The following is a 22,554-nucleotide window of genomic DNA, read 5'->3' on the forward strand; positions in this document are numbered from 1 at the left end:
GGTAGCCAGGCCATGGGTGTTTACGATAAGTATATTCTGCCTCGCTTTATCAATTGCGCCTGCAGCACCAAGCCCATGATGAAGCAGCGGGAGAAAGTGGTGCCAAAGGCCGAGGGCGTGGTGCTGGAGATCGGTATCGGCACCGGACTCAATCTGCCGTACTACGATGCCGCCAAGGTCGACAAGGTGATTGGCCTGGACCCGTCGGAGGAATCCTGGAAGCTGGCAGGCGAACGCGCTCGTGGCCTCGATTTTGAGGTGGAGTTTATTGGCCTTCCCGGCGAACAGATTCCGCTTGAAGATAACGCCGTTGATTCGGTTCTGGTGACCTACTCGTTGTGCACGATACCCGATCCGGTAGCGGCCCTGGAGGGCATGGCCCGGGTGCTGCGCCCTGGAGGGTGTATTATTTTCTGCGAGCACGGCAAAGCGCCGGATGCGGATGTGCAGCGCTGGCAGGAGCGCCTCAATCCTCTGTGGAGTGCAATGGCCGGGGGCTGCAACCTCAATCGGGATATTCCCGCCATTGTCGCGCAGGGCGGTTTCAGCATTCAGAGCATGGAGAACAGCTATATTCCCGGAACGCCGCGTATTGCCGGCTATAACTACTGGGGCACTGCGACCACCCATTGAAGGCGAGAATTCCACAGGCACTTATAGCACTGCTGGTCCTCGTACTCCCGGCCTGGAACGCTCAGGCCCAGACACTGGAACTTGAGCTAACTGGCCTGTCTGGTGAGCTCCGGGACAACGCCCGGGCCTGGCTGGGCGATCTGCCGGACTCGGCTCAGAGTCGCACCAACTACATTTTCTCCGCCCGGGAGAATGTCACTAAAAGCCTGCAGGCGCTGGGGTATTACAATGCCACGGTGAGCCTGGACCTCGATCGTAGTGCCAACCCCTGGCGCTTGCATATTGAGGTTGACCCGGGCGAACCCGCGCGTTTGCGCATCGTCGAGGTCAAGGTCAATGGCGCGGCGGCCGAGGATGGAGCGTTTGTTGGCTTGCTCGCCGAGCAGACCTTGCAGCCGGGCGATGTACTGAACCATGAGACTTACGGTCAATTCAAGTCGCGCATGAGTTCACTCGGTCTGCGGCGCGGTTATTTCGATGCGCGCTTCGCCCGCAGCGAAGTGCAGGTGGAGCCACTGGGCAACACCGCTGATGTGTATCTTCACTACGAGAGCGGGCCGCGCTACCGTTTTGGCGCCACGCGCTATGACCAGGACTTGTTGCAGGACAGCCTGATTCTGGCGCTGAATGAAGCCGATGAGGGCGCGCCCTACGACCAGGCCCTGTTGCAGCGAACCCAGGCGAATCTGCAGCGCACCGGCTATTTCTCCACGGTAATCCTGCGGCCGGATCGCGATGCGATGACTGAGGAGGAAATACCGCTAGACCTGGCCCTGTATCCTGCTCGCCGCCACAGTGTCGATCTTGGTATTGGTTTCAGCACCGATACCGAAGAGCGCCTGTCCGTCACCTGGCGCACGCCGCGGTTGAATAGCCGGGGTCACAGCCAGGAGACGCGCCTGATGTATTCGCCGGTGAATCCCAGCGGGCGATTTGCCTACTTTATCCCGCTATCTCATCCCAACGACGATGTGCTGCAGTTCGGTGCCCGTCTTGAGGACAATGAATTCGGCGACCTAGATAGCAACCAGGAAGAGTTTTATGTGCGCCGTGAAATTAACAGCGACGATTGGGTGTATGCCTACGGCGTGCGGCATTTGACCGAGTCCTGGGAGGCCGAGGGTATTGATCGCGAGAGCGACTATCTGTTGCCCGGATTTTCACTCTCGCAACGCAAACGCGCGGGTGATCCCCTCAATCCAAGAAGTGCTTTCAGTCAGTGGTATCGGATCGAGGGCGGTGCAGAAGATGCCGGATCCGATATTGATCTGGTGCGCCTGGCGGCCAATTTCGGCTATGTAGGCTCGCTCGCAGATCGCCATCGTGTGGTCATGCGTTCGGAAGTTGGGATGGCCTTTTTGTCCGACGGTGACCGGCCTGAGTTGGCGCCTTCGCTGAACTTCTTTGCCGGCGGTTCTCAGAGTATTCGTGGCTACAGTTATCAGTCCATTGGCAATGAAATCACGGTGCAGGATGAACTCGGAGAAGATGTCACCCTGATCGTGGGTGGCGACCGGCTGTTTACCGTTAGCGCGGAATACCAGTATCAGGTGCGAGAGCAATGGCGGGCAGCTTTATTTGTAGACGCTGGCGATGCTTTCGATGAGGGTGAATTTGACGCCAACGTGGGTGTTGGTTTTGGCGTGCACTACATCACGCCAGTCGGTGCTGTGCGGCTGGATCTGGCGAATCCGGTAACAGAGGATGACCCGTCCTGGCGCGTGCATTTGAGTATCGGAGCCGAGTTTTGAGAGCGGTATACGCCACTCTGGCATTACTGGCGGCGATGCTGTTGGTGCTCTGGCTGTTGCTATTCAGTGATGCTGGCACCCGGCGGTTGATTACCTGGGCCGAGGGCATAGCCCCCGTGCAGTTTGAGTACACCAGCGGAAGCCTGTTCGGCCAGTTGCGCCTGGCACGCGCTGAATTGTCACTGGAAGCCGTCGACATATCGCTGTCGGGTGTCACGCTTTCGCTAGAGCCGGGCTGTTTGTGGGTGAGCGAGGTTTGTTTTGACCTGGCAATGGAACGCGGCAGGGTCGCGTGGCAAGGCGGTGACTGGCAGCATCAGGATGCGCGCCTGTCAGGCACAGCGCGGCGCGATGCTATATCGATTGCGAGGGTGGAGCTGGTACAGGGCGAGCTGACTCTGGACACCGCCGATGAGCCGGGAGAGGAGGCCTTTGTGCCTTCGGAACTGGTATTGCCCCTGGCGCTGGAAATAGACAGCCTGTCGGCGCAGCGCATCGATCTCAATATTAACGCGGCCCGTATGTCGCTGACCGATGCGTCTCTCGCCGGGCGTTGGTCGGGGGCTGATGTGTCTCTTGTTCAGCTATCGGTGTCCTCGCCAGAGCTTGGCGGCCTCCGGGCAAGCGGTACCGCTCAGCTGGCAGATGGCTGGCCGCTGTCTCTGGATGGAAACATTATCTCAGATAGCGCCGCCCTGGAGCCGATCGCGGGGGAGCGAGACATTAGTTTCAATGCCGTGGGTCCGATCGACGACTTACACCTGGCAATGTCCAGCCCTGGCGAGCTGGATGCCAAGGCCACTGCGCAAATCGATCTCACCCAGCCGCAGTTGCCCTACGCCGCCGAGTGGACGCTGACCTGGGCAGAACCCATGCCACTGGGTAACCAGGTTGCGGCGCTGGCTGCCACCGATCTCGCCGTGGCCGGTCCTGTGTCAGGCACTGTGCAGGGAGCCCTCCTGGGAGAGCATCGCGCGGACTTTTCCGCTACGCTGCAAGGCGAGGGCTACAGTGGATTGGCGGTCAGTGGCCGATTGCAGTGGTTGGCGCCCGAGCTGCAGATATCGGATGTGTATTTTCGTGACAGCGGTACTGACAGTGAGCTGCTGCTGTCAGGGGTCGCGTACGCTGAAATACCCTGGCGGGTCGAAGGTGAGCTGCACAGCGCAGGGTTTGCTTTGCCGGTATCCCTGGCACCGGGCCGTTTAAATGGGCGCCTGCAATTCACCGCGGCTGGTGATGAGACGGTGTGGTCAGTGCAGGTTGCCGACATGGCGCTGGATGGAGAAGTTGCTGCACTACCTGCCCACCTGGAGGGGGCCGCCGGGGTGTCTTCCGAGGGAGCGCTGTTGCCGGGCTCTCTGACAGCCGTTGTCAATGGTGCAGCCCTCGATGCGCAGATAACCGAGGACGAGGTGCGCATCGAGGCCAGCGTCGACGATCTGGCGCGCTGGTTGCCCGAGGGGCGCGGCCAACTCGCCCTTAGCGCGGAGGGTGGCACAAAACTGACAGCCTTAAAGATTAACGGTAAAGCCACCGGTCTTGCGTATAACGACCTGAAGATCGGACAAGCGGATTTACGCGGTGAATATGATCTGCCTGGCGCGCACTTTCGTGTCGACCTGAAGGCGGCCGACATCGGCACAGCCGAGCGCAGGTTTGGCGTGCACCTGACGACCGGCGGTAGTGTCGCTGCCCACCAGGCTCGTGTCCGTCTCGATGGCGCCGTGGCGGGAGATTTGCGATTACAGGGGACATTTGTGGAGGGCCAGTGGCGCGGTACTTTGGCGCCAGCTCAGCTGGAGACCGCCGCAGGCCCCTGGCAATTGCGCGATCCGGTGACGCTGGCTTACTCAGCGGCGGAGCAAGAGTTCTCGGTATCCCCGAACTGCTGGTATCACAGCCACTTTGAAGTCTGCGCAGAACAGCTGATTGTCGGTGAGCGCGGCGATGTAGCGCTGGCTATGGCGGGCAATATACGCGCCCTGGAGGCGGCTCTGCCGCCGGGTATGAGATTGCGGGGGCAAGTGCATGGCAGGGCAACGGCCAGATGGCAGCCGGGCCAGGCACCGCAGGTGGAAGGATTGTTGAGTGGCGAAAACCTGCAGGTGGTGCGGCGCTATGGCATGGGTGAGCAGGTGCGGGCGCATTACGAAAAAATCGCTTTACATGCCAAGCGTCAGGACAGCGGCGAGCTGTTGCTTAGTGGCCTGGTAAGACGCGATGGCCGCGATGTGGTGCTCTTAGAAGGATCACTGCCCTCCGATCAAGCTGACGCCATGCAGCTGGGCGTAAAAGTGGATGCGCTAAATATGACCAGCTTCTCACCCTGGTTCCCGCAGTTGTCCAGCCTGGAGGGCAGGTTGTCCGGTACTGCCGAACTGGCGGGCCCAGTCACGTCGCCGCTGGTCAGTGCCGACCTCTCTCTGGTGGATGGCAGAGTGCTGATGGTGACCAATCCCACGGAGTTGTCTGACCTGGCACTGCAGTTGAGGCTGCGTGAGGGTGAGGGGGATATCCGTGGTGAGGCTATTCTCGGCGGCGGTTATGTGGAATTTCAGGGGCCGTTGACGGTGCAGCCCGAGCTGACCTTACAGCTTGCTGTCACGGGAGGGCGGCACCAAGTGCTGATGCCGCCGGCGTCAGAGCTGCTGGTATCGGAAACGCTGGAGATTGGCTATGCGCAGCGACAGCTGAGCATTAGCGGTGAAGTCATGGTCCACGAGGCTGTGTTGCGTCACGAACAGCTGCCCGCGGGCAGTGTGGCGATTTCAAATGACGTGGTCATAGTAGACGCTCAGGGCAATGCGTTGCTCACCGAATCGCCGATTGCCGTGAATGCCGATGTCTGGGTGCGGGTCCGCGATCGCTTCCGGGTTGAGGGCGAGGCAGTACAAGCCGTGCTCGGTGGTGATTTGAAACTTGTGCAGACACCCACTACGCCCCTGCAGGTTTTCGGTACCCTGAATCTGCTTGGAGGTGAGTTGCGCGCTTACCAGCAGCGGCTGAGTATTCAACGTGGCACCATCGCTTTTTCCGGCCCGCCAGAAAATCCGGAACTCGATATCGGAGCAGAGCGCGAGATCCGTGTCGATGGTGTCACCGTCGGCGCACGCCTTACTGGCACGCTGGATGACGCAGAACTGGAGGTGTATTCCAATCCGGTGATGAGCCAGAGCGAAGCCATGTCCTACCTGGTGCGTGGTCGAGGCCTCGATGCGGGTGCCGGCGCCGATGGCACGGCGCTGGCCCTGGCGGTAGGGGCCGATGTCGTGAATCGCAGCGGGATCGTGAACGAACTTAACCGCATGCCGTTAATCAGCGATGTGGCGTTTGGTACCAGCGGTTCGGAAGATGATACAGCCGCTACGGTCAGCGGCTATATCGGCAGTCGAATCTATGTGTCCTATGGGGTGGGTATTTACGAGCCCATTAATGTGTTCACGGCGCGCTTATACCTGCAAAGCCGGCTCTGGCTGGAAGTGGTGAGCCGGCTGGAAAGTTCTGTAGACCTGTATTACTCCTTCGATATCCGCTAGATGGTCTTGGGCAGGATGTAGAGCTCAACGCGCCGGTTGGCGGCCCGGCCGGCGGGGGTAGAATTATCTGCGATGGGCTGATCAAATGCGCGGCCTTCGACGAGCATGCGATCGCGCGCCACCTGGGTGGTCGCCAGATAGTCGGCCACGGATGCAGCGCGGCGCTCAGACAGGGTCTGATTGTAGGCGCGGCTACCGGTGTTGTCGGTGTGACCGGAGACGCGGATGGTGGTGTCATGGTATTTGGCCAACACGGTACCGACGGAATTCAGTACCGGGTAGAAGCTGGATTTCAGGTTGTAGGAATCAGTTTCAAAGGTGATGTTACCCGGCATGATCAGGCGGATATTGTCGCCTTCGCGAGCCACCTGAACGCCTGTGCCCTGCAGTTCTGCCCGTAACTTCGACTCCTGAACATCCATATAAGCGCCGACGCCGGCGCCAATAGCGCCGCAACCAAGGGCAGCATTTCGAGCGTGCTTGCCGGAATCAATGGCGCCGATCAGGCCGCAGCCCAGCGCCGCCGCAGCACCGTAGGTAGCGGCTTTGCTGGCCTGCTGCTCACCGGTGTAGGGATTGGTGGTGCAGGCAGATACCAGCGTCATGCAGGTGACAATGCCGAGAGTTTTGAGGGTTTTCATTACTGGAATCTCCGAGGAACCTACCGTTTTGACCGTGTGGTCGTGTCGGTGTTGCGTTAAAAATTGTTAAAAATAGTAGCCGATGGTCGGTGGTTGCGGGGAGTGCTTTTCTGTAACTTTATTGAGGTTTTTCGCAGGGAACTTTTTATGGATCCACTCACGCAGGGGACACTGGGGGCGGCACTGCCCCAGTCGCTGAGTAAATCACATACCGTCGCCGCCGCAGGCTTGCTTGGGTTTCTTGCAGGCATGGCTCCGGATCTCGATGTGCTTATCCGCTCATCTGAGGACCCATTGCTCTTTCTAGAGTACCACCGTCAGTTCACCCACTCGCTGATATTTATTCCGCTGGGCGGCGCAATCTGCGCGCTGGTTTTACACGGTTTGCTGGGGCGCCGACGCGGGCTCGCGTTCCACCAGACGTGGTTGTTCTGTACGCTGGGTTATGCCACTCACGCCTTGCTGGATGCCTGTACCACGTACGGCACGATGCTGTTGTGGCCGTTCAGCGATGAGCGGTTTGCCTGGAACACCATATCAATTATCGACCCGCTGTTTACGCTGCCCGTACTGCTGTTTGTGTTACTGGCCTGGTGGTTGCGCAAGCCGAGCGTAGCGCGAGTCGGGCTGGTCTGGGCGCTGTGCTACCTGGGCCTTGGCCTGTATCAGCGCGAAGCGGCCGTGGAGATGGGGCGAGAGTTGGCCACTAGCCGCGGTCATATTGCTGAGGGCCTGGAGGCGAAGCCCAGTTTCGCCAATATTCTGCTGTGGAAAACCGTTTATGCACACGATGGACGCTATTACGTGGATGCGGTGCGGGCCACCTGGCGACCGAAAGTGTTCGCGGGCAATTCGGTGCTTAAGTTTGATGCGCAGCGAGATGTGCCCTGGCTGGACCTTGATTCACAGCAGGGGCGGGATATCGAGCGTTTCCGTTGGTTCAGCAATGGCTATATTGCCCTGGATCCAAAACACCCGAATCGGGTCATCGATATTCGCTATTCGATGTTGCCCCATGAGATCGACCCGCTGTGGGGTATTGAGCTCGATCAGCAGGCTGGCCGCTGGGAGCACGTGAAGTATGTGGTGTCCCGGGACGGTGGACCTGATCGGGCCACCATCTTCTGGGAGATGCTAGTCAGCCCTTGAGTTGGGCCTTGGCGGCGGGCAGGGCGGCGCCGGTGGTAGTAGCCGCACCCTGGCGACCGAGCACCGCTTCCAGCGCTGTCAGGCACGCGAGTACATTGCGCTCGCTGCTGGCGTGGCCCATCAGGCCAATGCGCCAGGTCTTGCCTGCCAGAGCGCCGAGGCCGGCGCCGATCTCGAGATTGAAATCCTGCAGCAGTGCGGAGCGCACCTCCGCATCGTTGACGCCATCGGGAATGTTGACGGCATTGAGCTGGGGCAGGCGATGTTCCTCTGCCACAGCCATACTCAGGCCCATTGCCTCCAGGCCGGCTACCAGGGCCTTGTGATTGCGCAGGTGGCGGGCGTGAGCGTTTTCCAGACCTTCCTCCTGCAGCATGACTAGAGACTCATGCAGCGCGTAAAGATCGTTCACCGGGGCTGTGTGGTGGTAGGCGCGTTTGGCATTGGGGCCCCAGTAACCCATAACCAGTTGCATATCCAGGAACCAGCTCTGCACTTTATGCTCGCGATTCTGGATGCGCTCGACGGCAGCGGGGCTGAAGGTGACCGGTGAAATACCCGGTATACAGCTCAGGCACTTCTGGGTGCCCGAGTAGACCGCGTCGGCACCCCATTCATCCACTTTGAGTTCGATGCCGCCCAGTGAGGTAACGGTGTCGACAATACTCAGCGCGTTGTTCGCTTTAGCCAGCGCGCACAGCGCGGCGACGTCAGAGCGCGCACCGGTGGATGTCTCTGCGTGGACAAACGCCAGTGTAGAGGCTTCGGGATGTGCGGCAAAGGTGGCCTCCACCTTGTCTACGCTCACGGGTTGGCCCCAGTCATCCTCGACCATGATGGCGGTGGCGCCACAGCGCTCCACGTTTTCCTTCATGCGTCCGCCGAATACGCCGTTCTGGCAGACAATAACGGTATCGCCGGGAGACACCAGGTTGACGAAACAGGCTTCCATACCGGCTGAACCCGGTGCTGAGACCGGAATGGTGAGTTCGTTGCTGGTCTGAAATGCATATTGCAGCAGGCCCTTGATCTCATCCATTAGCTGGACGAACAGCGGGTCCAGGTGGCCGATGGTGGGGCGGGAGAGGGCGCCCAGTACACGTGGGGATACGTCCGAGGGGCCGGGGCCCATCAGGGTGCGCTGGGGCGGGAAAAAGCTGCTGGTCATGGTGGCTGTCTCTGCGGTGTTGCAAGGGAGCGCAACCCTATCAGGTTTTAGCGTCCAGCTTAATACCAGCTGGATGAATTATGTCCATTCGCCACGGCAATGAACAAGCCGTGAACAGCCCCCCCGGGTTCTGGTAGCATCAGTGGCCTTGCTTAATAACATCAACAAGAGGTACTGCAATGAACCGCCCTGAAATCGACTATAACTTTGCCGCGGCAGCACTGCGTAGAGCGGACCTGAACCCCGACCGGGTTGCAGTGGTCTTTGAAGAGGAAGAGATTACCTACGCTGAATTTGCCGACCGCGTGCGCCGTCAGGCGCAACTGCTGCGCGATGCGGGTGTCTGTGTGGGCGACCGCGTAGGCTACCTTGGCTTCAATCATCCGGCCCTGCTGGAAACCCTGTTTGCGACCCAGGCGCTGGGCGCGATATTCGTGCCCCTGAACTTCCGGCTGACCGCGGAAGAACTCACGTTCATTATCAACGACGCAGGCGTGCACAGCCTGGTGGTGGATGACGCCCTGCGTCCGGTGGTCGAGCCGGCGCTCGACAAGCTGTGCTGCCGTCGTTATTTCAGCTCCGAAAGCGAGGCGGATGGCTGGCGCCACCTGAGTAGCGAGCGGGCAGCCTGCGAACCCCTCACCAGTACAGTGGCCGTTGATCAGCACGAAACAGGCCTGATCATGTATACCTCCGGAACCACGGGCCTGCCCAAGGGCGCCATGCTCACCCATGGCAACTTCGTGTGGAACAACATCAATGCCTCGATGGCGTTTGGTGCGAGTCGCGACAACATCATTCTCACAGCGGCGCCGCTGTTCCACATTGGCGGTCTGAACGTCATGACGCTGCATTCCTTCCACCTAGGTTCCAAGCTGGTCCTGCTGCGCAACTTCGATCCGGCCGCAGTGCTGGAAAATTTCGAGCGCTACAAGGTCACCCACATGTTCGGTGCGCCGGCCATGTACCTGTTCATGGCCCAGTTGCCGCAGTTTGCCGACACTGACCTCAGCTCCCTGGACGTGCTGGTTTGTGGCGCTGCGCCGGTGCCTGAATCGCTGATTGAAACCTATGGAGCCCGCGACGTCAGTTTCTGTCAGGGGTATGGTTTGACGGAGACTGCGCCTTTCTCAGCGCTGCTGACGCCCGAGCATGCCGTGAGCAAACTGGGTTCGGCGGGGCAGGTGCCCTTGTATAGCGGCACCCGCATTGTGGATGCCGATAACCAGCCGCTGCCCGCGGGTGAAAAAGGAGAGATCTGTCTGCGTGGTCCGAATATTATGAAGGGCTATTGGAATCGCCCGGATGCGACAGCGTCTGCCATCGACAGCGAGGGTTGGTTCCACTCAGGTGATATCGGATACCTCGATGATGAGGGCTTCCTGTATATCTGCGACCGACTCAAGGATATGGTGATCTCGGGTGGTGAGAATGTGTACCCGGCAGAGGTCGAAGGCGTGCTGTACAAGCACGAGGCCATTGCCGAGGTTGCGGTCATTGGCACCCCGGATGAAAAATGGGGCGAGGCGGTGACGGCGGTGGTTGCGCTGCACGAGGGAGCGTCCCTTACGCTGGAAGGGCTGCGCGAATTCGCTGATCCGTTCCTGGCGCGTTACAAGTTGCCGCTGCGTATGGAAGTGGTCGAAGCACTGCCGCGTAACCCGGCGGGCAAAGTGCTGAAGTTCGTCCTCAAAGAGCAGATTGTCGGCGAGTGAAACTGAGGTGGGCGCAGCTCTTGCTGCGCCCACCGCTATCAGGCTTAGTCGTCCTGCTGCTCCACGTGGGCCTGGGCCGCGGCAATACGCGCGATAGGCACCCGGAAGGGGCTGCAGGAGACGTAATCCAGACCCAGGTTGTGGCAGAAGCGAATGGAGCGAGGGTCACCGCCATGCTCGCCGCAAATACCGTACTTAATGCCTTTCTTGACCTTGCGGCTTTCAGACACCGCCATTTCCATCAAGCGACCCACCGCTCGCTGGTCTAGGGTGACGAAGGGATCGTCTTCTACCAGTTTCTTCTCGATGTAGCTGGGAATGAACTTGCCCACGTCATCCCGGGAGAAACCGTAGGTCATCTGGGTCAGGTCATTGGTGCCGAAGCTCATGAATTCGACTTCCGGCGCCAGGCGATCAGCACCCAGTGTGGCGCGCGGCGTTTCCATCATGGTGCCGACTTTGTAGGGCACAGACACCAGACGCTCGCGCAGCACTTTCTGAACGCCTTTGTCGATGATCTCGGTAATCATGCGAATCTCACGAACATTCACCACCAGTGGGATCATGATCTCGGGCATGGCCTTATAGCCCGCTTCGACTGCGTCGGCGGCCGCACTCATGATGGCCTGCACCTGCATTTCAGTGATTTCCGGGAACATGATCGAGAGGCGGCAGCCGCGGAAGCCCAGCATGGGGTTTACTTCGGACAGGCTCTCGGTAATTTCGCGAACCTTCTCCACCGGCTTGTCGACAGCCTTGGCCAGGGCCTGCATGTCGTCTTCGCCGTGGGGCAGGAACTCGTGCAGTGGAGGATCGAGCAGACGAATGGTGACCGGCAGGCCATCCATCACCTTGAAAAGTTCGAACATGTCGTCGCGTTGGAACTTGCGCAGTTCCTTGAGGTATTTTTTACGCTCTTTTTTGGTCTCCGACAGAATCATGGCGCGCATTTTCTCGATGCGCTCCGCCTCGAAGAACATGTGCTCGGTGCGGCACAGGCCAATGCCTTCGGCCCCGAGTTCAATCGCCTTGGCAGCATCTTCGGGCGTTTCCGCGTTGGCGCGCACCTTCAGGCGGCGGTGTTTGTCCGCCCAGGACAGCAGTGTCTGGAAGTCATCTGACGAAGAGGCCTCGGCCTTGGGAATGTCACCGAGCATCACCTCACCGGAGGTGCCATCCAGGGTAATGGTGTCGCCCCGTTTCATTTCCACGCCGTCTTCGGTAGTGGCGATTCCATCGGCGTAGTTAATACTCAGGCTGCCGCAACCGGTGATCGCGCAAACGCCCATGCCCCGGGCCACAACCGCGGCGTGCGATGTCATGCCGCCCAATTCGGTGAGAATGCCGGCAGCGACTTTCATGCCGTGAATATCCTCTGGGGTGGTTTCGCGGCGCACCAGAATGACAGGACGGCCCGCCTTGGCGACCTCCTCAGCTTCCTCTGCGGAGAACACGATCTCACCCGTGGCGCCACCAGGGCTCGCCGGCAGGCCCGTGGCCACAATGTCTTTCTTGGCGCGTGGATCCACCGTGGGATGGAGGAAGGCTTCCACATGTTCCGGCGAGACGCGCATGAGCGCCTCGCCTTCGGTGATCAGGTTTTCGCCGACCATCTCCACGGCAATCTTCACTGCAGCGCGTCCTGTGCGTTTACCGCTACGGGTCTGGAGCATGTAGAAGCGACCCTGCTGGATGGTAAATTCCATGTCCTGCATGTCACGATAGTGCTTTTCGAGCAGTTCCTGGGTGCGATACAGCTCGTCGTAGACTTCAGGCATGCGCTCTTTGAGTGCCTCGACGGGCAGGGGGGTGCGAATACCCGCGACCACGTCTTCACCGGCGGCGTTAAACAGAATCTCGCCGAAGAACTGTCGCTCGCCGGTGGATGGGTTGCGGGTAAATGCAACGCCGGAACCTGAATCTTCGCCAAAGTTGCCAAACACCATGGCCTGTACATTGACCGCGGTGCCCAGTGTGTCGGCAATATTGTTCATCTCCCGATAGAAAATCGCGCGGGGAGTATGCCAGGACTGGAACACGGCCTCGACCGCCATTTTCAATTGCGTGAATGGGTCTTCGGGGAAGTCGACGATGGTCTTGTAGATGGCAATGATGGCCTGCCAGTCCTCGGCAGTCATGTCGACGTCGAGTTCCTTGCCGTTGGCCTGTTTGTACTGCTCGATCTCGTGCTCAAACTTTTCGCCGGGTACGCCCATCACCACATCGGCAAACATGGAGATAAAGCGACGATAAGAATCGTAGGCAAAACGAGCATTGCCGGTTTTCTCGGCCAGTCCAGCCGCAATCTCGTCGTTCAGGCCCAGATTGAGAATGGTGTTCATCATGCCCGGCATCGACACGGGGGCACCTGAGCGCACGGAGAACAACAACGGATTACTTGGGTCGCCGAAACGCGCGCCCATCTTCTTTTCGACCATATCGAGGGCAACCCGGTATTCCTGTTCGAGCAGGCCTGGCAATTTGTTGCCGGCGTGGAAATACTCGCGGCAGGTGTCGGTGGTGATGATGAACCCGAAGGGCACGGGCAGTCCCATGGAGGTCATTTCACACAGGTTGGCGCCCTTGCCGCCCAGGAGTTCCCGATCGTCCTTGTTACCTTCGTTGAAAAGATAGACTCGTTTGGCCATTAAGTGTCTCGCGGTGTGTCAATTTGTGGGGTTGCGGTGGCCGCACAGTATACGTCACTTCAGTGCCGTGGAAAGGCCGGATCGGGTGGCAAATTACCCCCGTTTCAGCAATAGCTCGGCCATGGCTTCGATTTCCACAAGCTCTGCCGTGGCGGGCACCAGGAAGACCTCCTCGCAGCCGGCTGCCTCGGCATTGTCCAGTGCCTCACGCACCCCGTCGGCCGAAGAGCGCGAGACTGATTCTGCCATCATGGCGGCGATTTCCGGGCCGGCGATATCCAGGTATTCGTAGACATAGTCGTAAAGCTTTTGCTGGCCATTATCTGCAAGCGTGTACCAGAAACCACCCATATGGTAGGGTTTATCGTTGCGTTCAGCCCGTTCCCAGGCAGCGTCTGCCAGGGCGAAAGCATTTGCCAACTCTTCGGTTTCTCCGTTGCCTGACCAGGCGTACAAGCCATCGGCCCATTGTGCGCAGCGTTCAATACTCTTCGGGCCGATCGCGCCGGCGAGCAATGCCGGGCCTTCCGGGCGCTGACCCTGGGGGCCGATGGGTCCACAGCCGGGAATGATCTCGTCCCCGCTCCAGACATTGCGCATGGTCGCCACCTGTCCGTCCATGCGCCCATACCGGCCTTTGAAAGTGGCGCCTAGCGCCTGGTAATCCTGTTCGCGGCCTCCGTAGCCCAGTGCCACGCGATTCATTCTGCCGCCGGACAACATATCCAGCGTGGCAATTTCCCGGGCCACTTCGACCGCGCTGTGCATGGGAAGGACGTACAGTGTAGGGGTAATCTCGACGTTTTCAGTACAGGCGGCGGCCGCGGCCAGCAGTGCGCCCATGTCGCAGGTGGGTCCGTGGATCCGCTCGCCACATGACACGCTGTGGAAGGGGCCTGAGTCGACCGTGCGAAACCAGGCCAGCAAATCATCACGGTTGATTCCCGCTTTCATGTAGGGAAGACAGATGCCGATTTTCACAGCGCTATTACTCCTGAATTGTTATTAGGTTATGGTAGCCGGATGAAAAGTGATGGATCTTTTTACGCCCAGTTACCCCAGGTCGCCGACGAGACAAAGCGGCTCGCAACGATAGGTCACAATAGAGTGTATACGCTAGAAAGCAGCTGTAATCCTTTCATGCGGTTCGCATTTGCTTCAGAGCGTGCTCGGGGTATGGATATTCCAACCGGTATCGCCGCGCTGACAACCTCATCCGGGAGGGGTGCGCCAGCTTGATGTCTGCTCGTTATCGCTCCCCGACCCTGCTGATTTGCTTTTTGCTGGCGGCCTGTGCCTCAACGCCCGAGCAGAAAACAGCAGCGTCTGCCACGCCTATCAGCACCGCTGCGGTTGATTTCAGCGGTGCCTGGGAGGTCGACTATGGCAAGAGCGAAACCGTGCGCGACCAATATGATCAGGCTATTCGTGAACTCGAACGTGAGGCTGAGCGCCGCCAGCGCAATATGCAGCAGGGCCCTGGTACGCTCTCTACCGGTAATGTCGGCACAGCGAGTAGTCAGGGACTGTATACCCAGGCGCGTATGGCGGAATTGATTACCGATGTGCAGCTACTGGAAATTACTCAGGATGAATTTCACATCGATATCGAGCGCGAGGGCAGTTTTGCGCTGTACTGTGAATTCCACGAAGGCAATGTGTACCGCGATGAAAATGCATTTGGTCGCGAGTCCTGCGGATGGAGTGGCCATCAGCTGGTGTTCGCCATTTCGCTGCCTGACAATTTATCCATCTTTCATCGTATGACACTCGCCCCGGACGGTGAGCGCCTCAATATCGCCACCACTGTGCGCACACCGGGCTCAACCTATCCCTTTACGATCGACCGGGTTTACCGGCGCTACGACCCCACTCGCACGGGAATCCGCTGTCGTCAGACCTTGACCAAGGGCAGGGTGTGCACCACGGAGGCACCGCAATTGTGAGTGCGCGCGCTTTAACGACACTGCTGTTTCTCGGCATTTTCAGCGGGCTGGTCGCTGTCCAGGGCTATGCCCAGGAAGCGCCCGAGCCAGTGGGAAAAGTCAGCCTGCAACGTGATCAGGCCATGGTCGAAGCGAATCGGCTGGACATTGCGGTCGTTGTGTTCGATGACGGCGTGCCGGAGGCGGTGGCTGAACAAAACGCTCGCGGCATTTTGCCCAAAGTGCGCGCCGTTGAATCCACGTTCTTACCGGTCAACCTCCGCCAGGCCCTGCAAGCCAGTGACGCCTGGGGTGTGATTCGCGTCACGCCCGAGGAGAGCCTGCTCGCGCACGTGCAGGTCAAGGTGCGCATTGAGCAGGCCACAGGCCTTGAATTGCGCCTGGCTGTTACCGTCACGGATGCCACCGGGCGGGTGTGGCTGGACCGCACCTATCTGGATTACTCGGCGGAGACGGACTATCCCGTCCCCGAGGAAGTGGATTCAATCCTCGACGGTGATCCATTTGCCGACATCTATGGGGCAATCGCCAATGACATGCTGGCGGCGCGACAGGCACTGGGAGCGCGCGGTCCGCGCCAGATCCAGCAAGTGGCGTTCCTGCGCTATGCGGCAGCGCTGGCACCGGATGCCTTTGGCGACTACATCGCGGAGCAGGAAGGACACTACAAGATTCAGCGCCTGCCCGCCGAAGGCGATGACATGGTGGCTCGGGTAGAGCGCATCCGCAGCCAGGAGTATTTGTTTGTCGATCACGTCGATGAGCAGTATGTCGATCTGCAGCGCGAGATGGCACCTGCCTACAATCTCTGGCGCCAGTACGACCGTGAACAGGCCTTGTATCGCCTTGAGTATGAACAGCGCGCTGCTAAGCGCGACAAGCAGGGGCGTTACGGTAGCTTTTCGGCGCTCCAGCAGGTGTACAACCAGTACAAGGTGTCGAAGATTCAGCAGCAGGATATTCGCCAGCTGGCGCGGGGATTCGACAACGAAACCGCCCCCACGGTTCTCGAATCCAGCGGTCAGGTGTATCGTCTGACCGGCACCCTGGAGCAGCAGTACAGCGACTGGCGGCGTATACTCGGCCAGATATTTGCCCTTGAAACAGGCCTGCCTTCTCCCGCTGAGTAAGCTATCCTAGCAACATGGCAAAAGACGATACCCATGAATCAGACGGTCTGATCGACTCGCTGCGGCGCCTGACTGGCCAGGTGGCCGGTGGCACCTTTGAATTGGCGCGCAACACCGCGACGATGACCGCCATGTTCGGCGAGACCTGGCTGCGCAATACCGTGCTCAACCAGTTTGAGCCCGAGCGCCTGGAAGCGATGGCTGACGCGGGACGATTTTTGCGTGACGCCCGCGAGACAGCCGGCCTTTCAATCAAGGAACTGGCCGAATCTCTGGGCGTGTCTGACAAAAAGGTGCTGGAGGAGGTAGAGCAGGGCAAGGCCATTATGCCCCTGGAACTGATGTTGCGCAGCGCGTCACTGCTGGCCCGCCACGACCCGATTCCGTTTCTTATCAAGTTCATGCGCACCTACAATCCGGCGCTGGAGAAAACCCTGGAACAGTGGGGTGTGTTGGCCCTTCCCAAGCACTATGAGCGCGAACGGCGTTTTACCAATCTGTATCGCCAGCACGATCATTTGCGCAGTTTCAGTGACGAAGAGTTTGAGCGCTACATCGAGTACATGGAAAGCTCGTCCAATCTTGTGCTCGAGGTGATGACCCGTGAGAAAGCGGCAAATACGCCCCGGCGTAAGACTCGCCGCAGCAGCGCATCGACAACCAAAAAGGCACCTGCTAAGAAAGCCGCCAAGTCGGACACCGCAAAATCGCCTGCACCCAAGCGCAAGCGCGCCGCCCGAAAACCCAAGAAGGACTGAACATGACCAGTGAATGGTTTGCCACCTGCCCCAAAGGGCTGGAGGGCTTGCTTGCTGCAGAATTACAAACCCTCGGAGCAGAGAGTAGCCGCGAGACCGTCGCCGGCGTGTATTTTTCAGGGGCGCAGGCAATGGGTTACCGGGCCTGCCTCTGGTCGCGCCTGGCCAATAAGGTGTTGCGCCCGTTGGCCAGTTTCGAGGTCGAAGACGGCGATCAACTTTATACGCAGTTGAAGGGTTTCGATTGGTCGCGCGTGCTCAGTGCCCGCAATAGCATTGCCATCGATTTTTCGGGGACCAATCGCAGTATTCGCAACACCCAGTTTGGCGCTCAGCGCTGTAAGGATGCGGTGGTCGACTGGTTCAAGGAAAACGGTGGCCATCGCCCCGCGGTTGACCGCCGCAGTCCTGACGTTCGCCTCAATGTGCGGCTGAGTCGCGGCAAAGTGGCGCTGGCTATCGATTACTCCGGAGCTAGCCTGCATCAACGCGGCTACCGGCAGCAGCAGGGTGCAGCACCGCTTAAGGAAAACCTGGCAGCTGCGATCTTGTTGCGAGCCGACTGGCCCGGTGCCGCCGCCCGCGGCGGAGCGTTAATCGATCCCATGTGTGGCTCTGCCACGCTGTTGCTGGAAGGCGCGATGATGGCCGCGGATATAGCGCCCGGCCTGGGCCGCAAGCGTTTTGGCTTTGAGAAACTGCCGGAGCACAATGACACGCAGTGGCGCGCGATTCTCGCTGATGCGCGGGGTAGGGCCGAGCGGGGTAGGGCAGCGCAATTGCCCGAGATCCGCGGCTACGATGCCGACCCCAAGGTCATTCGTCGCGCCCAGGAAAATATTGCCCAGTTAGGCATGGAGAAAGTTGTCCGGGTTGCGGTGAAACCGCTGGCCGAGCAGAAGAAGCCCACCCATAAGCCACTGCCTTATGGGCTGTTGGTCTGCAACCCGCCCTACGGTGAGCGGCTGGGTGAAAAACGCAGTCTTGTGCGCTTGTACGGTCAGCTTGGTCAACTCATGAGCCGTGAGTTCGCGGGCTGGGATGCAGCGGTGTTCACCTCTGATCTCGAGCTAGGACGAGCCATTGGGCTGCGCTCCCACAAGCGCTACGCACTGTATAACGGTGCCCTCGAAGCGCACTTGCTGCTGCTTCAGTTAACCGACAATCACTACCGTGAAGTGGCCGCTACCGCGCGCGAGCCTGCTGCTCAGGAAACATCGGCGCAACCGGTGGAACTCACCGAGGGTGCGACCATGTTTGCGAACCGCATTCGCAAGAATCAGCGGCGTTTAAAGAGCTGGCTCAAGCGTGAGCAGGTGCAGTGTTATCGCCTCTATGACGCGGACATGCCGGAGTATGCGGTAGCGGTGGATATTTACGGCGACCACGCCCACGTCGCCGAGTATCAGGCCCCGAAAGGAATTGACCCACAGGCCGCTAGCCAGCGCCTGGACGAAGTGAAACTGGCATTGCCAGAGGCGCTGGGCCTGCCCGTCGAGCGGATCGTGTTCAAGCAGCGCCAGCGTCAACGGGGTTTGTCCCAATACGAAAAACAGGATGCGGCAGGCGAGTTCCTCACGGTCACAGAGGGGCAGGCCCGTCTCCTCGTCAATCTGCGCGATTACCTCGACACCGGGTTGTTTCTGGATCATCGTCCACTGCGATTGCGCATTGGCCGGGAAGCCCGCAGCAAGCACTTCCTGAACCTGTTCTGCTATACCGGCACAGCGTCGGTTCACGCTGCCCTTGGCGGTGCGCACAGTACGACCAGTGTCGACATGTCAAAGACCTACCTTGGATGGCTTAAGCGCAACCTCGCCAGTAACGGCCTCGGAGACGCCTCTAATCGCGTGGAGCAGGGCGACTGCCAGGCCTGGCTTGCCCGGTGTCAGCGTCAATATGACTTGATTCTGCTGGACCCGCCTTCGTTCTCGAACTCCAAGCGTATGGAAGGGACATTTGACGTGCAGCGCGATCAGGTAGCGTTGGTGGAAGCGGCTATGCGTGTGCTGGCCCCGGGGGGCACGCTGTATTTTTCCAATAACCGACGCGGTTTCAAGCTCGACCCGGACCTTGAGGCCAGCTATCAATGCGAGGATATCTCTGGCAAGACGCTCGATCCTGACTTTCAGCGCAACCCCAAGATCCATCGTTGCTGGCAGATTCAGCACGCCTGAAGCGCCTAAAAGCGTCGCGTGAGAGACAACGTTGCTCGCCGAGTTGGCGAGCGCGTTTTATGAAACCAATGAGAAAATATGGCCTCTCATGTAAGGGGTTACTTACGCTTGGCGCTGAACAATATCCACAAAACGCGTGTAGGGTCTATATTTGTAGCGTTTCGTGACAACAGTGCGAAAAAAACACTATAAAAAAACGCTAAGTGATTGATTCTTGAAAATATTGTCTAATTCGAAGTTTTGAACCCGACGCCGCCCAGCGAGGCTGGACGGAGTCGCCGGGCGTCAGGAAACCGTACTATCCACATAGTTATCCACAGGGTGACCGATGGGTAACTAGGTAGGTTCGGCCAGTTGCAGGAGTTGCTTGCCCTGATTCTGGCCCGCGTACAGGCGTTGCAGGGTGGCAGGGATGGCGTCAAAGCCTGCCTGAAGGTCTTCCTGCCAGGCGATCTGGCCACTCATGACCCAATCGGCGAGGTCTGCCATCGCGGTGGGGGCGTGCTCCAGGTAGTCGATTACGATAAAGCCCTGCATCTTGATGCGCTGCATGATCAGGCGATTGATATTGCGCGGCCCGGGCCGGGCTTCACTGTCGTTGTAACTGGCAATGGCGCCACAAAGCACGATTCTGCCGTGCATGGCCATGTGGGCGATGGCCGTTTCCAGCATGTCGCCGCCGACATTGTCAAAGAACAGGTTAATACCTTCCGGGAACAATTCTGCCAGGCGCTCATCGAGGTTCTCACTCTTGTAGTCGATAGCGGCATCCAGTTTGCATTCATCCAGCAGCCACTGGCACTTGTCGCGCCCGCCAGCAATGCCAACCACTTTGCATCCCTTGATACGGGCGACCTGGGCGGCGACTGAACCGGTTGCACCCGCGGCGCCAGACACGAGTACGGTGTCACCTTCTTTCAGCTCGCCGACATTCAACATGCCAAAGTAACCGGTGAGACTGGTGACGCCAAACACACTGAGGGCGAGATTGGGCGGTGTGCCGGGAGGCAGCAGGTTAAACGGAAAGGGGGAGGTCGGCGAGGCGATGCAGTACTCCTGCCAGCCCACCAGACCCTGCACCAGAGTGCCCACAGGAAGGTCAGGATTCTCTGATGACACCACCTGGCCGACGCCGGTAGCGCGCATGACGTCACCGAGTTCCACGGCGGGCATATAGCTGTCTTCAGCTTCCATCCAAACCCGTTGCGATGCATCAAAACCCAACACCAGTGTTTTTACCAATGCTTCACCGGCGGCGAGATCGGGGGTGGGGATGGGGGTTTCAGTGCGTTCGAAATTTTCTTCTGTCACCATGCCAGTGGGGCGAGAGCGCAACAACCACTGGCGATTCATATCAGACATTCAGTTTTCCTTGTTGTTATTTGCATTAGCGAAAAGCGCAAGTATTAGAGCATAAAATGACAGCCCTGTACCGCCTGTGTTCCAATGCGGCGCTGGAAACGGGAGAGTGGTGTGAAAAAACTGCTAGTTGTCTACCACAGCCAGAGCGGCACCTGCGCCCGGCTGGCTCGCGCCGCTGCGCTGGCCGCTGCCGATACCGAGGGTGTTGTTGTAGAGGTGCGTCGCGCCTGTGATGCCAGCACAGAGACCGTTGCCGATGCAGCTGGACTGCTATTGGTCGCTGCAGAAAATAGCGGCACGCTCAGCGGCGAGGCAAAGGCGTTTCTGGATCGGATCTTTTACCCCGCCATCGATCGCGCACTGGTGCTGCCGTATGCGTTGATGATGAGTGCGGGCAACGATGGCCGTAGCGCGGTGCGCCAGGCCGAGCGAATTTTCTCGGGCATTCCCTTCACCTCGGCCTGTGAGCCGATGATTGCCCGGGGTGAATTTACAGATGAACACAAGGCCCAGGCTGCTGAACTTGGAGCGGCTTTAGCCGCCGGTCTTGAAATGGGAATTTTTTGAATGAGCGATACTGTTGAACAAGTCCCCGAAGGTTTTGAACTGCTGCCAGAGGGGCTCGGCTTTACAGATAACCTGCAGCCCTGCTACCGCCGTTTGCGGGGCGATGATCTCGCGTTCGGCCTGATTGTTGCCAGTCAGCATGCGAATTCGCTGGGTATTTGTCACGGCGGTGCGTTAATGACTCTGGCCGATATTGCTGCGGCTTCTAGTGCCAATTTAGCGCGGGGCAAAATTGCCGGTGCGCCCACGGTCAATCTGACCATGGATTTTATTGGCGCCGCCAAGCAGGGCCAGTGGATTCAAACCACCTCTGAGGGCGTGACGCTGAAGCGCCGCTTTGGGTTCTCGCACGGTATCATCTTCAGCAGCCGCGGGATTGTGGCGCGCTACAACGCAACATTTTACTTCCCCGACCACGAAGCGCTGACTCAGGATGGCGTGCCGGGTATTGGCGCCCTCAAAGGGATGCTGGACGCGGACTAGCCAGGTCCTGATCGCCGTGGGCCTGCACGGCCTCGATAAACGCCCGGGCCGCGCGCGACAGGCTACGTCCCCGGTGATAGACCAACCCCAGGGTCCGCTGAATTTCGACTTCCCTGACCGTCAGTTGCGTCAGGGAGGCGTCACCCATGCTGCGCGGCAGAATCGTCCAGCCCAGTCCCACCGAGGCCAGCATGCGAATCGTCTCCAGATAATTGGTAGCCATGGACACCTTCAATTCCAACTGATGCCGATCAAATAGCGATTTAATGATTTGTCCGGTGTAGGTGTTGAGCCCCGGAAGAATCGCGGGGTACTGGCTCATCTCGGTCAGCGTCGGCGCCTGCTTTCCGGCAACCAGCGAGTGGTCTTTGGCGATCATGAAATCCAGCGGATCCTTCCACACGGGAATGGATACGACATTGCTCTGGCCCTGCGGCGCGAGCGTGACCACGGCCAGTTCCACCTTGCCCTGATGGATAAGTTCGTAAGCCTGCTCCGAGTCCATAAAGTCGATATCGATGTGGACTTGCGAAAACGCTGTCGAGAACGCCGACAGCACCGGCGGTAGTCGGTGCAGGCCGATATGATGGCTGGTGGCAAGCTTCAGTTCCCCGCGCGTTTCACCCGACAAATCGCGCACGGATTGCACTGCCGCTGCCAGTTCCTGTTCTACGGCTTTGGCATGGGGCAGCAACGCCAGCCCTGCTTCGGTAAGGGTGACGTTGCGGCCGATGCGATCGAACAAGGCGGCGCCCAGTTCGTCCTCGAGGATGGCTACGCGTTTGCTCACAGCGGGCTGGGTGAGGTGAAGCCGGTCTGCTGCCACGGAGAACGATCCGGTCTCCGCCACAAGCAGGAATGCGCGTAGGTTTTGATTGTCCATTTGC

The 22,554-nt window shown here is 59.2% G+C and carries 17 protein-coding genes; 11 read left to right on the plus strand and 6 right to left on the minus strand.

From position 1 onward, the window contains the following. The first annotated feature begins 12 nt into the window (after positions 1-12). Genes A3709_RS02175 through A3709_RS02185 form a run of 3 tightly spaced genes read left to right on the plus strand, consistent with a single transcriptional unit; the run spans position 13 to position 5,923 of the window. Positions 13-633: a class I SAM-dependent methyltransferase gene (locus A3709_RS02175; protein ID WP_066049436.1), complete on the plus strand. Its 621-nt coding sequence runs from the start codon at positions 13-15 to the stop codon at positions 631-633. Further along, positions 630-2,384, plus strand: a complete 1,755-nt coding sequence (locus tag A3709_RS02180; protein ID WP_066049438.1) for an autotransporter assembly complex family protein — start codon at positions 630-632, stop codon at positions 2,382-2,384. The genes A3709_RS02175 and A3709_RS02180 overlap by 4 nt, the downstream gene beginning before the upstream one ends. Then, the gene (locus A3709_RS02185) at positions 2,381-5,923 is read left to right on the plus strand and encodes a translocation/assembly module TamB domain-containing protein (RefSeq protein WP_066049442.1); all 3,543 of its coding nucleotides are present in this window, start codon (positions 2,381-2,383) and stop codon (positions 5,921-5,923) included. The genes A3709_RS02180 and A3709_RS02185 overlap by 4 nt, the downstream gene beginning before the upstream one ends. Here A3709_RS02185 and A3709_RS24925 read toward each other — a convergent pair. Next, positions 5,920-6,564 (minus strand): OmpA family protein, encoded by a 645-nt coding sequence (locus tag A3709_RS24925; RefSeq protein ID WP_066049445.1) that lies wholly within the window; start codon positions 6,562-6,564, stop codon positions 5,920-5,922. The two genes, A3709_RS02185 and A3709_RS24925, sit on opposite strands and share 4 nt — an antisense overlap. Before the next feature lie 147 nt (positions 6,565-6,711). Between A3709_RS24925 and A3709_RS02195 the strand changes: the two genes are divergently transcribed. Further along, positions 6,712-7,713, plus strand: a complete 1,002-nt coding sequence (locus A3709_RS02195; protein WP_066049448.1) for a metal-dependent hydrolase — start codon at positions 6,712-6,714, stop codon at positions 7,711-7,713. Here A3709_RS02195 and A3709_RS02200 read toward each other — a convergent pair. Continuing rightward, positions 7,703-8,881: an alanine--glyoxylate aminotransferase family protein gene (locus A3709_RS02200; protein WP_066049450.1), complete on the minus strand. Its 1,179-nt coding sequence runs from the start codon at positions 8,879-8,881 to the stop codon at positions 7,703-7,705. The two genes, A3709_RS02195 and A3709_RS02200, sit on opposite strands and share 11 nt — an antisense overlap. Before the next feature lie 179 nt (positions 8,882-9,060). On the opposite strand from A3709_RS02200, the gene A3709_RS02205 reads away from it, so the two are divergent. Continuing rightward, the gene (locus tag A3709_RS02205; protein ID WP_066049454.1) at positions 9,061-10,596 is read left to right on the plus strand and encodes a long-chain fatty acid--CoA ligase; all 1,536 of its coding nucleotides are present in this window, start codon (positions 9,061-9,063) and stop codon (positions 10,594-10,596) included. Positions 10,597-10,640: 44 nt separating this feature from the next. Here A3709_RS02205 and ppdK read toward each other — a convergent pair whose 3' ends face one another. Then, entirely contained in the window at positions 10,641-13,244 is a 2,604-nt protein-coding gene (gene ppdK, locus A3709_RS02210) for a pyruvate, phosphate dikinase (protein ID WP_066049456.1), read from the minus strand. Between the two features lie 93 nt (positions 13,245-13,337). Then, positions 13,338-14,225: an LLM class flavin-dependent oxidoreductase gene (locus tag A3709_RS02215; RefSeq protein ID WP_066049459.1), complete on the minus strand. Its 888-nt coding sequence runs from the start codon at positions 14,223-14,225 to the stop codon at positions 13,338-13,340. A gap of 257 nt (positions 14,226-14,482) precedes the next feature. On the opposite strand from A3709_RS02215, the gene A3709_RS02220 reads away from it, so the two are divergent. Genes A3709_RS02220 through rlmKL form a run of 4 tightly spaced genes read left to right on the plus strand, consistent with a single transcriptional unit; the run spans position 14,483 to position 19,255 of the window. Next, on the plus strand, positions 14,483-15,190 hold the full coding sequence (locus tag A3709_RS02220) for a hypothetical protein (RefSeq protein WP_082849826.1): 708 nt from the start codon (positions 14,483-14,485) through the stop codon (positions 15,188-15,190). Next, the gene (locus tag A3709_RS02225) at positions 15,187-16,320 is read left to right on the plus strand and encodes a hypothetical protein (RefSeq protein ID WP_066049462.1); all 1,134 of its coding nucleotides are present in this window, start codon (positions 15,187-15,189) and stop codon (positions 16,318-16,320) included. Before A3709_RS02220 ends, A3709_RS02225 begins: the two co-directional genes overlap by 4 nt. Positions 16,321-16,334: 14 nt before the next feature. Further along, a complete protein-coding gene (locus A3709_RS02230; RefSeq protein WP_066049465.1) occupies positions 16,335-17,078 on the plus strand; it encodes a helix-turn-helix transcriptional regulator in 744 nt (247 codons plus the stop codon). A 2-nt stretch (positions 17,079-17,080) separates the two neighbouring features. Next, a complete protein-coding gene (gene rlmKL / locus A3709_RS02235) occupies positions 17,081-19,255 on the plus strand; it encodes a bifunctional 23S rRNA (guanine(2069)-N(7))-methyltransferase RlmK/23S rRNA (guanine(2445)-N(2))-methyltransferase RlmL (protein WP_066049468.1) in 2,175 nt (724 codons plus the stop codon). 336 nt (positions 19,256-19,591) lie between these two features. On the opposite strand, the gene A3709_RS02240 is transcribed toward rlmKL, so the two are convergent. Beyond that, entirely contained in the window at positions 19,592-20,617 is a 1,026-nt protein-coding gene (locus tag A3709_RS02240; RefSeq protein ID WP_066049470.1) for an NADP-dependent oxidoreductase, read from the minus strand. Between the two features lie 111 nt (positions 20,618-20,728). Here A3709_RS02240 and A3709_RS02245 point away from each other — a divergent pair, with 111 nt between their 5' ends. Both A3709_RS02245 and A3709_RS02250 read left to right on the plus strand, forming a co-directional pair. Next, positions 20,729-21,184: an NAD(P)H-dependent oxidoreductase gene (locus tag A3709_RS02245; RefSeq protein WP_231871078.1), complete on the plus strand. Its 456-nt coding sequence runs from the start codon at positions 20,729-20,731 to the stop codon at positions 21,182-21,184. Then, positions 21,185-21,667, plus strand: a complete 483-nt coding sequence (locus tag A3709_RS02250) for a PaaI family thioesterase (RefSeq protein WP_066049475.1) — start codon at positions 21,185-21,187, stop codon at positions 21,665-21,667. Here A3709_RS02250 and A3709_RS02255 read toward each other — a convergent pair. Next, positions 21,642-22,550 carry a LysR family transcriptional regulator gene (locus A3709_RS02255; RefSeq protein ID WP_066049478.1) on the minus strand — a complete coding sequence of 303 codons (909 nt, stop codon included), beginning with the start codon at positions 22,548-22,550 and terminating at the stop codon, positions 21,642-21,644. The two genes, A3709_RS02250 and A3709_RS02255, sit on opposite strands and share 26 nt — an antisense overlap. Between the last annotated feature and the right edge of the window lie 4 nt (positions 22,551-22,554).

The sequence above is a fragment of the Halioglobus sp. HI00S01 genome, from assembly GCF_001635445.1.
Taxonomy (GTDB): domain Bacteria; phylum Pseudomonadota; class Gammaproteobacteria; order Pseudomonadales; family Halieaceae; genus Halioglobus; species Halioglobus japonicus.

What these genes read in the sequence shown, in the direction of transcription:
- A3709_RS02255 (WP_066049478.1), bottom strand. Translation starts at nt 22,550, where the DNA reads ATGGACAATCAAAACCTACGCGCATTCCTGCTTGTGGCGGAGACCGGA.
- A3709_RS02175 (WP_066049436.1), top strand. Translation starts at nt 13, where the DNA reads ATGGGTGTTTACGATAAGTATATTCTGCCTCGCTTTATCAATTGCGCC.
- A3709_RS02240 (WP_066049470.1), bottom strand. Translation starts at nt 20,617, where the DNA reads ATGTCTGATATGAATCGCCAGTGGTTGTTGCGCTCTCGCCCCACTGGC.
- A3709_RS02195 (WP_066049448.1), top strand. Translation starts at nt 6,712, where the DNA reads ATGGATCCACTCACGCAGGGGACACTGGGGGCGGCACTGCCCCAGTCG.
- A3709_RS02200 (WP_066049450.1), bottom strand. Translation starts at nt 8,881, where the DNA reads ATGACCAGCAGCTTTTTCCCGCCCCAGCGCACCCTGATGGGCCCCGGC.
- A3709_RS02230 (WP_066049465.1), top strand. Translation starts at nt 16,335, where the DNA reads ATGGCAAAAGACGATACCCATGAATCAGACGGTCTGATCGACTCGCTG.
- A3709_RS02205 (WP_066049454.1), top strand. Translation starts at nt 9,061, where the DNA reads ATGAACCGCCCTGAAATCGACTATAACTTTGCCGCGGCAGCACTGCGT.
- ppdK (WP_066049456.1), bottom strand. Translation starts at nt 13,244, where the DNA reads ATGGCCAAACGAGTCTATCTTTTCAACGAAGGTAACAAGGACGATCGG.
- A3709_RS24925 (WP_066049445.1), bottom strand. Translation starts at nt 6,564, where the DNA reads ATGAAAACCCTCAAAACTCTCGGCATTGTCACCTGCATGACGCTGGTA.
- rlmKL (WP_066049468.1), top strand. Translation starts at nt 17,081, where the DNA reads ATGACCAGTGAATGGTTTGCCACCTGCCCCAAAGGGCTGGAGGGCTTG.
- A3709_RS02250 (WP_066049475.1), top strand. Translation starts at nt 21,185, where the DNA reads ATGAGCGATACTGTTGAACAAGTCCCCGAAGGTTTTGAACTGCTGCCA.
- A3709_RS02220 (WP_082849826.1), top strand. Translation starts at nt 14,483, where the DNA reads ATGTCTGCTCGTTATCGCTCCCCGACCCTGCTGATTTGCTTTTTGCTG.